This window comes from Streptomyces sp. NPDC047028, assembly GCF_040644095.1.
GTDB lineage: Bacteria > Actinomycetota > Actinomycetes > Streptomycetales > Streptomycetaceae > Streptomyces.
This window is the reverse complement of record NZ_JBEYVS010000022.1, coordinates 25,546-37,316: the sequence shown is the minus strand read 5'-3', so window position 1 is coordinate 37,316 and position 11,771 is coordinate 25,546. Positions and strand designations below refer to the sequence as shown.

Here is an 11,771-nt window from a genome sequence, read left to right as displayed (position 1 = left end):
TGATCACCTGCAAAGAGGAGCGCCGCATGACAGGCGAACCGCAGGACGACTGCCTGTTCTGCAAGATCGTCGCGGGCCAGATCCCCGCGACCATCGTCCGCGAGACGGAAACCACCCTCGCCTTCCGGGACATAAACCCCCAGGCCCCCACCCACGTCCTGGTGATTCCCAAGGCCCACTACAAGAACGGGGCCGAGCTGGCCGCAGGCGCCCCGCAGATCGCCGCCGACGTCCTCGCCGCCACCCAGGCCGTCGCCGACGACGAGAAGCTGGACAGCTACCGCACCGTCTTCAACACCGGCGCCGGCGCCGGACAGACCGTGTGGCACGCCCACGCGCACGTCCTCGGCGGCCGTGGCCTCGAATGGCCTCCCGGGTAACGAGCCGTGTCCGTCCGCGAACTGGTGGTCCTGGGCACCGCCAGCCAGGTGCCCACCCGGCACCGCAATCACAACGGCTACCTGCTCCGCTGGGACGGCGAGGGCATCCTCTTCGACCCCGGCGAGGGCACCCAGCGGCAGATGCTGCGCGCCGGGGTCGCCGCCCACGACCTGAACCGGATCTGTGTCACGCACTTCCACGGCGACCACTCCCTCGGCCTCGCCGGAGTGATCCAGCGGATCAACCTCGACCAGGTGCCGCACGAGGTCACCGCGCACTACCCGCGCTCCGGGCAGCGCTTCTTCGACCGGCTGCGGTACGCGACGGCCTACCGGGAGACGGTCCGCCTCACGGAGGCACCGGCCGACCGTGACGGCGTCCTCGCGGCGACATCGTCGTACACGCTCGAAGCCCGCAAGCTGTCCCACCCCGTCGAGTCCTACGGCTACCGGCTCACCGAACCCGACGGCCGCCGCATGCTGCCCGAGCGGCTCGCCGCGTACGGCGTCAAGGGACCCGACGTCGGCCGCATCCAGCGCGAGGGACGGCTCGGGGACGTCACGCTGGAGCAGGTCAGCGAGGTGCGGCGCGGGCAGCGGTTCGCGTTCGTCATGGACACCCGGCTGTGCGAGGGCGTGCACGCCCTCGCCGAGGACTGCGACCTCCTCGTCATCGAGTCCACCTTCCTCGACGAGGACGCGCGACTCGCCGCCGACCACGGTCACCTGACGGCCGGACAGGCGGCCGGCGTGGCCCGGGACGCGGGCGTACGGCACCTCGTGCTCACCCACTTCAGCCAGCGCTACGCCGACCCCGTGGAGTTCGAGCGGCAGGCGCGCGCCGCCGGCTTCGAGGGGGAGCTGACGGTGGCCCGCGACCTGGACCGCGTTCCTGTACCGAAGCGCAGGTGACACGGCCGTACGATGCTTTGATGCCTCTCCCGAAAGCCGAACTGCACCTCCACATCGAAGGCACCCTGGAGCCCGAGCTGGCGTTCGAGCTGGCCGCGCGCAACGGCATCGACCTGCCGTACGGGGACACCGACGACCTGCGCAAGGCGTACCAGTTCGAGGACCTGCAGTCCTTCCTGAACCTGTACTACGAGCTGATGGCCGTCCTGCGCACCGAGCAGGACTTCGCGGACCTCGCCGACGCCTACCTCGCCCGGGCCGCCGCGCAGGGCGTCCGGCACGCCGAGATCTTCTTCGACCCGCAGGCGCACCTCGCCCGGGGCGTCTCCATGGCCACCGTCGTGGAGGGGCTGTGGCGGGCGCTGGGGCGGTGGGGGAGAGGAGAACCACGGTGTCTCCACCCGGCTGATCCTCTGTTTCCTGCGCGACGAGTCCGCCGAGGCGGCCCTGCGCACCCTGGCCGCCGCCGAGCCCTACCTGGACCGGATCACCGGGGTCGGCCTGGACTCGGCCGAGGTGGGGCATCCGCCGGTGAAGTTCCGCGAGGTGTACGAGCGTGCCGCCGAACTCGGGCTGCGGCGCGTGGCGCACGCCGGTGAGGAGGGTCCGCCGGAGTACATCACCGAGGCCCTGGACGTGCTAGGCGTGGAGCGCGTCGACCACGGGCTGCGCTGCGTGGAGGACCCGGCGCTGGTCGAGCGGCTGGTCCGGGAGCGGATCCCGCTGACCCTGTGCCCGCTGTCCAACGTCCGGCTGCGGGCCGTGGACGGCCTGGCCGCCCACCCGCTGCCGGCCATGCTCGACGCCGGCCTGCTCTGCACGGTCAACTCCGACGACCCGGCCTACTTCGGCGGCTACGCGGGCGACAACTTCACCGCCGTCCGCGACACGCTGGGCCTGACCGAGGAGCGGCTGCGCGAGCTGGCCCGCAACTCCTTCCTCGCCTCCTTCCTGGAGGACGACGAGGAGCGGCGGGCGCGCTACCTCGCCGAGGTGGAGGCGTACGAGTTCGCGGAGCCGGCCTCGTAGACGCCCGGGCCGGCGGTGCCGTAGGCCTGCGGCCGGGGCACGGGGTTCTCCACCGGGACGTCGATCACCGGCAGCGTCCGCCGGGCCGTGCGCAGGGCGACCGCGGTCATCGGCACCGCCAGCGCGAGCAGTCCGGCCGCCAGGACGGCGCCCATCCCGGCGAAGCCCGCCCGCGCGGCCAGGACGCTGCCGGTGAGCGGTCCGGCCGCCGTGCCCAGCGAGGACGCCGAGCCGACCAGCACCGCCCAGCGGCCGCGCGGGTCCAGGTCGGAGGCGAGCCCGATGACGTACGACAGCACGACCGGGTACAGCAGGTTCCAGGCGACCTCCCCGCCCGCGAACGACCGCAGGCCGGTCGCCGACGCGCTGAGCGCGATACAGCCCGCGATCAGCGCCGTGCCGCCGCCGATGGGCACCGCCAGGCCCAGCCGGGGCCCGAGCGCGCCCGCACCCACCACTCCGAGCAGTCCGGCACCCAGCGCGACGGCGAACACCACGCCGACCGTGACCTCGCTGAGGTGCGCCTGCGCGAGACCGATCCGGCCGCTCACCCCCCACAGGGAGTTCTGCGCCAGTGACCAGCAGGTCATCGCGGCGGCCAGCAGCAGCCCGGCCCGCCGGTGGGGGAGCCGGCCGCTCTCGGCGAGCGTGCGCACGGGCGCCGTACGGCCGTCGAGACGGCCGGTGAACGGCCACACGGCGACCGCCGTGAGGGCGAGCGCGGCCAGGGGCATGGCGTGGCCGGGACCGAGGTGGGGGATCGTCAGGTAGAGCGCCCCGGCGAGGGCGGAGACGCCGAGCAGACCCAGGGTCGTGACGCGGTGCGGGTCCCGCTGGGCGGCGATGCCGCCGGCGGCGACCGCCGTGACCGTACCGGAGCCGAAGCCGCCGACGACCGCGCCCGCGACGACGGCCGGGACCGCGCCGGTGAGGGCGGCGCCGCCGTAGCCGAGCACGGCGAGGAGGAGGCCGAGGCGGGCGAGCCGGCGGCCGCCGAGCCGCTCGACGCGGGAGGCCAGCAGGAAGCCCGCCGCCGCCGAAGCCAGCAGCAGCGCACTGCCGACGGCGCCCGCCTGGGTCGCGGTGAGCGGCAGGCCCCGGTCCAGTCTGCCGATGGTGGTCGGCAGCAGGTACGGCGCGAGGTAGCCGGCCGTGAAAAGGGCGACGAGGGGCCACGGAGTGGCGCGGGAGGCGGGCACGGGCGTTCCTGGGCAGGCTGAAGGGGGCGTCACGGCGGACGCGGCAGGAGGTGAGGGGCGACGGGCCGTCGACGGACAGGCGGCGTGCGAGCAAGTTGTACCAAGCACGGAGTCCCGCGAAGAAGCCCGCCAGGAGTGATCTGGACCACTTTTTGTTTCGCGTCAGGGAGGCGGGGTAATGAGGCGCTTTCATTTCGGGATGATGTTGACGTTGGCGGTTCGCGTACCTAATCTCTGTTCTCATACATAGACAGACGTCATAGGGGAGATGGTCAGGGTGAGCGGCGACTCCAGCCCGCGCGATGTGGCGCGGCGGCTGCGCGAGGGCATGGCGCGGGGCGTGCTGTCCTTCCCGCTGACGGCGTTCCACGACGACGGCTCCCTCGACGCCGACGGATTCAGGTCCCACGTGGCCGACCGGCTCGCGGCCGGACCCGGCGCCCTCTTCCCGGCCTGCGGCACCGGCGAGTTCTTCTCGCTGGACGAGGACGAGTACCGGCGGGTCGTCACGGTCGCCGTCGAGGAGACGGCCGGCCGGGTGCCCGTCGTGGCCGGGACCGGGTACGGCTGGGCGCAGGCCGCCCGGTTCGCCCGCATCGCCGAGGAGGCCGGTGCCGACGCCCTCCTGGTCATGCCGCACTACCTCGTCGCCGCCCCGCAGGACGGACTCGCCGCCCAGCTGGAGCAGCTCGCCGCCCGCACCCGGCTGCCGATCGTCGCCTACCAGCGCGGACAGGTCGCCTACACCCCGGCCACGCTGCGGCGCATCGCGCGCGTGGAGAACGTCATCGGGCTCAAGGACGGCCACAGCGACCTCGACCGGCTCCAGCGGCTCACCCTCGCCGCGCCCGAGGGCTTCCTGTTCTTCAACGGCGCCTCCACCGCCGAGATGCAGGCCCGCGCCTACGCCACCGTCGGCGTCCCCGCCTACTCCTCCGCCGTGCACGCCTTCGCCCCCGAGATCGCCGGCGCCTTCTTCACCGCCCTGCGCGACGGCGACCACGGCACCACCGACAAGCTCCTGCGCGACTTCTACGTCCCCTTCGTCGAACTCCGCGACCGGGTACCGGGCTACGCCGTGTCCCTGGTCAAGGCGGCGGCCCGGCTGCGCGGGCAGCGCGTCGGACCCGTGCGCGCCCCGCTCACCGACCCCTCGCCCGCCGACCTCGCCGAGCTGCGGACCCTCCTCGCCGCCGGCCTCGACCTCGTGGGAGCCGCCCTGTGAACCTGACCGTCACGGACGTGCGGCTGACGCCGATCCTGGTCGCGGACCCGCCGCTGCTCAATGCCCAGGGCGTGCACCAGCCCTACACGCCCCGGCTGATCGTGGAGGTCGAGACCGCCGACGGCGTCACCGGGCTCGGCGAGACCTACGGCGACACGAAGTACCTGGAACTGGCGCGCCCGCTCGCCGAACGGCTCACCGGCCGCCCGGTCACGGATGTGAACATCCTCTTCGGTGCCGGACTCGCCGACCTCGCCGTCGACGCGAACCAGGTCGCCGCCGAGGTCGACGCCGGCGGTCTGCGGGGCGCGCAGACCGCCGACAAGCTGCGCCTGTCCGTGCTGTCCGCGTTCGAGGTGGCCTGCCTGGACGCCCAGGGCAAGGCGTTCGGCGTGCCCGTGCACGCCCTGCTCGGCGGCAAGGTCCGCGACTCGGTCGAGTACAGCGCCTACCTGTTCTACAAGTGGGCCGCCCATCCGGCGGGCGTGACCGCCGAACCCGACGACTGGGGCGCCGCGCTCGACCCCGCCGGAGTCGTCGCGCAGGCACGGGCGTTCACCGAGCGGTACGGATTCCGGTCCTTCAAGCTCAAGGGTGGTGTGTTCCCGCCCGACGAGGAGATCGCCGCCGTCCGCGCCCTCGCCGAGGCCTTCCCCGGACACCCCCTCCGGCTCGACCCCAACGGGGCCTGGTCGGTCGAGACCTCGCTGAAGGTGGCGAAGGAACTCGGCGACGTCCTCGAATACCTGGAGGACCCCACCCTCGGCACCCCCGCCATGGCCGAGGTGTCCGCGAGGACGGACATCCCCCTCGCCACCAACATGTGCGTCACCACCTTCGGCGAGATCCGGGAGGCGTTCACGCGCGACGCCGTGCAGGTCGTCCTCAGCGACCACCACTACTGGGGCGGCCTTCGCGCAACCCGTCACCTCGCCGCGCTGTGCGACGCCTTCGGCGTCGGGGTGTCCATGCACTCCAACACCCACCTAGGGATCAGCCTCGCCGCAATGACCCATGTGGCGGCCACCGTCCCCCACCTGCACCACGCCTGCGACTCCCACTACCCCTGGCAGTCCGAGGACGTCCTCACCGAGCGCCTCGCCTTCACCGACGGCCGCGTCACCGTCTCCGACGCACCCGGCCTCGGCGTGGCACTCGACCCGGAGAAGCTGGACCGGCTGCACCGCCGCTGGGCCGAGGACGACGGCGCCCTGCGCGACCGGGACGACGCGGCGGCGATGCGGGCGGCCGAGCCGGAATGGCGGACACCGGTGATGCCGCGCTGGTAGACGGCCTTGTCAGGGGCGCGATCTGGTGCACACTGGCCAGATCCGCACCATGCCAGGGAGCGCACCGTGACCACGCCGTCCCGTCCGTCCACCGGAGAGGAACCCGAGCACCTCACGCAGGCGGCGCGTGGCCGGACCGGGGTCGACCCGCTCGCCGCCCGCCGCACACCCGGCGACCCGCCCTGGGACGTCTACCTCACGGGCACCGTCTTCCTCGACATCATCTTCACCGGCCTGGACTCGGCGCCCGTGCGCGGCACCGAGTCCTGGGCCCGCGGCATGGGCTCCAGCCCCGGCGGGGTCGCCAACATGGCCGCCGCGCTGGCCCGGCTCGGCCTGCGCACCTCCCTCGCCGCCGCCTTCGGCGACGACCACTACGGCGAGTACTGCTGGGACGCCCTCGAACAGGGCGAGGGCATCGACCTCTCCGCCTCCCGCACGGTCCCCGGCTGGCACTCCCCGGTCACCGTCTCCATGGCCTACGAGGGCGAGCGGACGATGGTCTCCCACGGCCACGAACCGCCCCCCGAGGAACCCGCGCCCGACTGCCCGCCCCGAGCCGTCGCCGCCGTCGCCTCCCTCACCCCGGGCCGCGGCGCGCCCTGGGTCGCCCAGGCCGCCCGCCGGGGCACCCGCATCTTCGCCGACGTCGGCTGGGACGACACCGGCGCCTGGGACCTGGCCGGCCTCACCGACCTGCGGCACTGCGAGGCGTTCCTGCCCAACGCCGAGGAGGCCATGCGCTACACCCGCTCCGACTGCCCGCGCGCCGCCGCCCACGCCCTGACCCGGCACGTCCCGGTGGCCGTCGTGACCCTGGGCGCCGAAGGGGCGTACGCCGTGGACCGGCGCACCGGGGAGGACGCCGAGGTACCCGCCATCGCCGTGGAGGCCCTCGACCCGACCGGCGCCGGCGACGTCTTCGTGGCCGGCTTCGTCACCGGCAGCCTCGCCGGCTGGCCCCTCGCCGACCGGCTGGCCTTCGCCGGCCTCACCGCCGCCCTGTCCGTCCAGGAGTTCGGCGGCTCCCTGTCCGCCCCCGGCTGGGCGGAGATCGGCGCCTGGTGGCGCGAGGTCCAGTCGGTCGACGCCCAGGACCCGGCCGCCCTGGACCGGTACGCGTTCCTCGAACACCTGATGCCCGAGGAACCCGTCCGCCCCTGGCCCCTGCGCCGCGCGGTCCCGACGATCGGCTTCCGGCACGCGGTGTGACGGGTACGCGGTGTGACGGGCCCTCGCCCTCCGGAGCGGTGGGCGAGGCGGGGCCGGCCGGGCCCATCGCTCCGGTGCGAAAACCCCTACGGCGTTGTCAGTCCACCGTCGTACTCTGGACAGTGCGAGGCCGCCCTCAGCTATGCGGCCGTGACGAGGAGGAACCGCAGGCGTTGAGCGCCGGCCCATGACTGAGACACCCACAGCTCCCACCCCCGCGCAGGAGCAGGCGAGAGCACAGATCAGCGTCCCCGCGCAGCACCCCATGGTGACCGTGCTGGGATCGGGCGACTCCCTTCTGCGCGTGATCGAGAAGGCCTTCCCGGCGGCCGACATCCACGTCCGGGGCAACGAGATCAGCGCGGTCGGCGATCCGGCGGAAGTCGCCCTGATCCAGCGCGTGTTCGATGAGATGATGCTGGTGCTCCGCACCGGTCAGCCGATGACGGAGGACGCAGTGGAACGCTCGATCGCCATGCTCAAGGCGAGCGAGAACGGGGAGAGCGACGGCCAGGAGACCCCGGCCCAGGTGCTCACGCAGAACATCCTGTCCTCGCGCGGCCGCACGATCCGACCCAAGACGCTCAACCAGAAGCGGTACGTGGACGCGATCGACAAGCACACCATCGTCTTCGGCATCGGCCCCGCCGGCACCGGCAAGACCTACCTCGCCATGGCGAAGGCGGTGCAGGCCCTGCAGTCCAAACAGGTCAACCGCATCATCCTGACCCGTCCGGCGGTGGAGGCGGGCGAGCGGCTCGGCTTCCTGCCCGGCACGCTCTACGAGAAGATCGACCCCTACCTGCGCCCGCTGTACGACGCGCTGCACGACATGCTCGACCCCGACTCGATCCCCCGTCTGATGGCGGCGGGCACGATCGAGGTAGCGCCCCTGGCGTATATGCGTGGTAGGACCCTTAATGATGCTTTTATCATCCTGGACGAGGCCCAGAACACGAGCCCCGAGCAGATGAAGATGTTCCTCACCCGGCTCGGCTTCGACTCCAAGATCGTGATCACGGGTGACGTCACCCAGGTCGACCTGCCCGGCGGCACCAAGTCCGGACTGCGGCAGGTGCAGGACATCCTGGAGGGCGTCGACGACGTCCACTTCTCCCGGCTCACGTCCCACGATGTCGTACGGCACAAGCTGGTCGGCCGTATCGTCGACGCGTACGAGAAGTACGACAGCAGACACGTCACCGAGAACGGCGGCGCCGCCAAGGGTGGCCGAGGCAGAGCCGCCGGGCACGGGCACAAGGGGAAGTAGACCAGCACGACCATGTCGATCGACGTCAACAACGAGTCCGGAACCGAGGTCGACGAGCAGGCGATCCTCGACATCGCCCGCTACGCGCTCACGCGGATGCGTATCCACCCGCTCTCCGAGCTCTCGGTGATCGTCGTGGACGCCGACGCCATGGAGCAGCTCCACATCCAGTGGATGGACCTGCCCGGCCCCACGGACGTCATGTCCTTCCCGATGGACGAGCTGCGCCCGCCCACGAAGGACGACGACGAGCCCCCGCAGGGCCTCCTCGGGGACATCGTGCTCTGCCCGGAGGTCGCCAAGAAGCAGGGCGAGGACGCGCCGACCCAGCACTCCATGGACGAGGAGCTGCAACTGCTCACCGTCCACGGAGTGCTGCACCTCCTCGGCTACGACCACGAGGAGCCGGACGAGAAGGCCGAGATGTTCGGCCTCCAGGCCGCCATCGTCGACGGCTGGCGCGCCGAGCACGGGCTGACCGGGCCGTCCCCGGCGCCGACCGTCTCGTAAGCGGGCCGCATGTCTCCGCAGATCGTCATGGGTGCGATCGCGCTGATCGTGGTCGCCTGGCTCGCCGCGTGCGCGGAGGCCGGCCTCGCGCGGGTCTCCGCCTTCCGCGCCGAGGAGGCCGTGAAGTCCGGCCGGCGCGGCGGCGCCAAGCTGGCCCAGATCGCCGCCGACCCCACCCGCTACCTCAACCTGGCCCTGCTGGTCCGCGTCACCTGCGAGATGGCGGCCGCCGCCATGGTCACCTACGCCTGCCTGGAGGAGTGGGACTCGACCGTCCAGGCCCTGCTGGTCGCCATCGGCGTCATGGTCCTCGTGTCGTACGTCGCCGTCGGGGTCTCCCCGCGCACCATCGGCCGCCAGCACCCGCTGAACACGGCGACGGCGGCGGCGTACGTGCTGCTGCCGCTCGCCCGGGTCATGGGCCCGATCCCGTCGCTGCTGATCCTCATCGGCAACGCCCTCACCCCCGGCAAGGGCTTCAGGCGCGGCCCGTTCGCCTCCGAGGCCGAGCTGCGCGCCCTGGTGGACCTCGCCGAGCAGGAGTCGCTGATCGAGGACGAGGAGCGCCGCATGGTGCACTCCGTGTTCGAGCTGGGCGACACCCTGGTGCGCGAGGTGATGGTGCCGCGCACGGACCTCGTCGTCATCGAGCGGTACAAGACCATCCGGCAGGCCCTCACCCTCGCCCTGCGCTCCGGCTTCTCCCGGATACCGGTCACCGGCGAGAGCGAGGACGACATCGTCGGCATCGTCTACCTCAAGGACCTGGTCAGGAAGACGCACATCAGCCGGGACGCCGAGAACGACCTGGTGTCCACGGCCATGCGGCCCGCCGCGTTCGTGCCCGACACCAAGAACGCGGGCGACCTGCTGCGCGAGATGCAGAAGGACCGCACGCACGTCGCCGTCGTCATCGACGAGTACGGCGGCACGGCCGGGATCGTCACCATCGAGGACATCCTGGAGGAGATCGTCGGCGAGATCACCGACGAGTACGACCGTGAGCTGCCGCCCGTGGAGGACCTCGGCGACGACCGCTTCCGGGTCACCGCCCGCCTGGACATCACCGACCTCGGCGAGCTGTACGGGCTGGAGGAGTACGACGACGAGGACGTCGAGACCGTCGGGGGCCTCCTCGCCAAGGCGCTCGGACGGGTGCCCATCGCGGGCGCGTCCGCCGAGGTCGAACTGCCCGACGAGCGCAGACTGAAGCTGACGGCGGAGGCCGCGGCCGGCCGCCGGAACAAGATCGTGACCGTGCTGGTGGAGCCGGTGGCCCCCGCGACCGGGCCGGCCGGGGAGGAGAGAGCCGAGTGACCCCTCAGCAACTGCGCGCGCTCTGCCTGTCGTTCAACGCGGCCGAGGAGGACTTCCCGTTCAGCCCGGAGGCCTCGGTCTTCAAGGTGCTGGGCAAGATGTTCGCCCTGTCGGCGCTGGACGCCCGCCCGCTGACGGTCAACCTCAAGTGCGACCCCGAGGACGCGATGCGGCTGCGTGCCGAGCACGAGGGGCTGATCGTCCCCGGGTACCACATGAACAAGCGGCACTGGAACACCGTGACCGTCGACGGCGGCCTCCCGGACCGGCTGGTGAAGGAGCTGGTCGAGGACTCGTACGACCTCGTCGTCGCGGGCCTGCCGAGGGCCGAGCGGCTGCGCCTCGACCGGTCTTAGTCGCTTTACAGCCCCGTCTGACCCCGTGCCAGAATCCGCCGCATGACTGTGCGATACCCGCGCCCCCTGCGCCCCGGTGACCGTGTCGGTGTGACCTCGCCCTCCAGCGGGGTGGCCAAGGAGCTGCGCGGGCGGCTCGACGTGGCGGTCCGTGACCTTCAGGAGCGCGGCTACGAGGTCGTCGTCGGCCGGTGCATGGACGGCTCGACGCACCTCAGCGCCCCGGCCGCCGAACGGGCCGCCGAGTTCACCGAGATGCTGACCGACCCCTCCATCCGGGCCGTGGTGCCTCCGTGGGGCGGGGAGACCGCGATCGACCTGATACCGCTGCTGGACTTCGAGCGGATCGGGGCGGCCGAGCCGACCTGGGTCGTCGGCTACTCCGACATGTCGACGCTCATCACCCCCCTGACGCTGCTGACCGGTGTGGCGACGGTGCACGGCAACAACCTCATGGACACCCCCTACCGGACGCCCGAGGGGCTGCTGTCCTGGCTGGACATCGTGGCCGCTCCGCAGGGCGAGCCGTTCGGCCAGACCCCGCCCGGCCGGTTCCGCTCCGGGGGCTGGGACGACTGGGCGAAGAACCCGGAGGTCCGCGGCCTCACGCTGGACGCCGAGGGGGCCTGGATCCGGCTGGACGACACCGGCGACGTGGACGTCGAGGGGCGGCTGATCGGCGGCTGCGTCGAGACGCTCGCCAACCTCGCGGGGACGCGGTACCTGGACACCGTCGGCTTCGCGGGGGACGACGACCTGCTGGTGTACGTGGAGGCCTGCGAGGACAACGCGTTCACCATCTGCCGCAACCTGCACGGCATGCGCCTCGCCGGGTTCTTCGACCGCGCGGCCGCCGTGCTCGTCGGCCGGACGCACGCCCCGGACAGCCGGACCCTCAGCCAGCACGAGGCCGTGCTGGACGCGCTCGGCCCGCTCGGTGTGCCGATCGTCGCCGATGTCGAGTGCGGGCACCCGGCGCCGTATCTGCCACTGGTCAACGGCGCGCGCGGCCGTGTGGTGCACACGGCCGCGCGGAGCGAGATCGTTCAGACCCTGGACTGAGCGGGGTCGG

11 protein-coding genes and 1 pseudogene are annotated in these 11,771 nt (G+C 72.3%); 11 read left to right on the top strand and 1 reads right to left on the bottom strand.

Features of this window, described 5'->3' with window-relative positions:
• The first annotated feature begins 26 nt into the window (after nucleotides 1-26).
• The 3 genes and pseudogenes from ABZ854_RS20530 (at nucleotide 27) to ABZ854_RS20520 (ending at nucleotide 2,321) form a co-directional block, all read left to right on the top strand.
• Nucleotides 27-380, top strand: coding sequence for a histidine triad nucleotide-binding protein (locus tag ABZ854_RS20530; RefSeq protein ID WP_361212683.1), 354 nt, complete (start codon nucleotides 27-29; stop codon nucleotides 378-380).
• A 6-nt stretch (nucleotides 381-386) separates the two neighbouring features.
• Nucleotides 387-1,292, top strand: a complete 906-nt coding sequence (locus tag ABZ854_RS20525) for a ribonuclease Z (RefSeq protein ID WP_361212680.1) — start codon at nucleotides 387-389, stop codon at nucleotides 1,290-1,292.
• Nucleotides 1,293-1,312: 20 nt separating this feature from the next.
• Nucleotides 1,313-2,321 (top strand): annotated as a pseudogene (locus ABZ854_RS20520) (adenosine deaminase).
• Here the strand turns inward: ABZ854_RS20520 and ABZ854_RS20515 are convergent.
• Nucleotides 2,273-3,520 (bottom strand): MFS transporter, encoded by a 1,248-nt coding sequence (locus tag ABZ854_RS20515; protein WP_361212677.1) that lies wholly within the window; start codon nucleotides 3,518-3,520, stop codon nucleotides 2,273-2,275. The pseudogene ABZ854_RS20520 and the gene ABZ854_RS20515 sit on opposite strands and share 49 nt — an antisense overlap.
• 268 nt (nucleotides 3,521-3,788) lie before the next feature.
• On the opposite strand from ABZ854_RS20515, the gene ABZ854_RS20510 reads away from it, so the two are divergent.
• The 8 genes from ABZ854_RS20510 (at nucleotide 3,789) to ABZ854_RS20475 (ending at nucleotide 11,761) form a co-directional block, all read left to right on the top strand.
• Nucleotides 3,789-4,745, top strand: a complete 957-nt coding sequence (locus ABZ854_RS20510; RefSeq protein WP_361212674.1) for a 5-dehydro-4-deoxyglucarate dehydratase — start codon at nucleotides 3,789-3,791, stop codon at nucleotides 4,743-4,745.
• On the top strand, nucleotides 4,742-6,034 hold the full coding sequence (locus ABZ854_RS20505; RefSeq protein WP_361212671.1) for a glucarate dehydratase family protein: 1,293 nt from the start codon (nucleotides 4,742-4,744) through the stop codon (nucleotides 6,032-6,034). Before ABZ854_RS20510 ends, ABZ854_RS20505 begins: the two co-directional genes overlap by 4 nt.
• A gap of 66 nt (nucleotides 6,035-6,100) precedes the next feature.
• A complete protein-coding gene (locus ABZ854_RS20500; RefSeq protein WP_361212668.1) occupies nucleotides 6,101-7,246 on the top strand; it encodes a PfkB family carbohydrate kinase in 1,146 nt (381 codons plus the stop codon).
• Between the two features lie 187 nt (nucleotides 7,247-7,433).
• A complete protein-coding gene (locus tag ABZ854_RS20495; protein ID WP_361212665.1) occupies nucleotides 7,434-8,516 on the top strand; it encodes a PhoH family protein in 1,083 nt (360 codons plus the stop codon).
• A 12-nt stretch (nucleotides 8,517-8,528) separates the two neighbouring features.
• Complete coding sequence (ybeY, locus tag ABZ854_RS20490) at nucleotides 8,529-9,026, top strand: rRNA maturation RNase YbeY (protein WP_361212662.1); 498 nt, start codon at nucleotides 8,529-8,531, stop codon at nucleotides 9,024-9,026.
• 9 nt (nucleotides 9,027-9,035) lie between these two features.
• The gene (locus ABZ854_RS20485) at nucleotides 9,036-10,343 is read left to right on the top strand and encodes a hemolysin family protein (RefSeq protein ID WP_361212659.1); all 1,308 of its coding nucleotides are present in this window, start codon (nucleotides 9,036-9,038) and stop codon (nucleotides 10,341-10,343) included.
• Nucleotides 10,340-10,699: an MmcQ/YjbR family DNA-binding protein gene (locus tag ABZ854_RS20480; protein WP_361212656.1), complete on the top strand. Its 360-nt coding sequence runs from the start codon at nucleotides 10,340-10,342 to the stop codon at nucleotides 10,697-10,699. Before ABZ854_RS20485 ends, ABZ854_RS20480 begins: the two co-directional genes overlap by 4 nt.
• Nucleotides 10,700-10,741: 42 nt before the next feature.
• The gene (locus ABZ854_RS20475; protein ID WP_361212654.1) at nucleotides 10,742-11,761 is read left to right on the top strand and encodes a S66 peptidase family protein; all 1,020 of its coding nucleotides are present in this window, start codon (nucleotides 10,742-10,744) and stop codon (nucleotides 11,759-11,761) included.
• Nucleotides 11,762-11,771 lie beyond the last annotated feature (10 nt).

Coding starts and splice junctions, on each gene's coding strand:
- ybeY (WP_361212662.1), top strand. CDS start 8,529: ATGTCGATCGACGTCAACAACGAGTCCGGAACCGAGGTCGACGAGCAG.
- ABZ854_RS20510 (WP_361212674.1), top strand. CDS start 3,789: ATGGTCAGGGTGAGCGGCGACTCCAGCCCGCGCGATGTGGCGCGGCGG.
- ABZ854_RS20495 (WP_361212665.1), top strand. CDS start 7,434: ATGACTGAGACACCCACAGCTCCCACCCCCGCGCAGGAGCAGGCGAGA.
- ABZ854_RS20530 (WP_361212683.1), top strand. CDS start 27: ATGACAGGCGAACCGCAGGACGACTGCCTGTTCTGCAAGATCGTCGCG.
- ABZ854_RS20475 (WP_361212654.1), top strand. CDS start 10,742: ATGACTGTGCGATACCCGCGCCCCCTGCGCCCCGGTGACCGTGTCGGT.
- ABZ854_RS20485 (WP_361212659.1), top strand. CDS start 9,036: ATGTCTCCGCAGATCGTCATGGGTGCGATCGCGCTGATCGTGGTCGCC.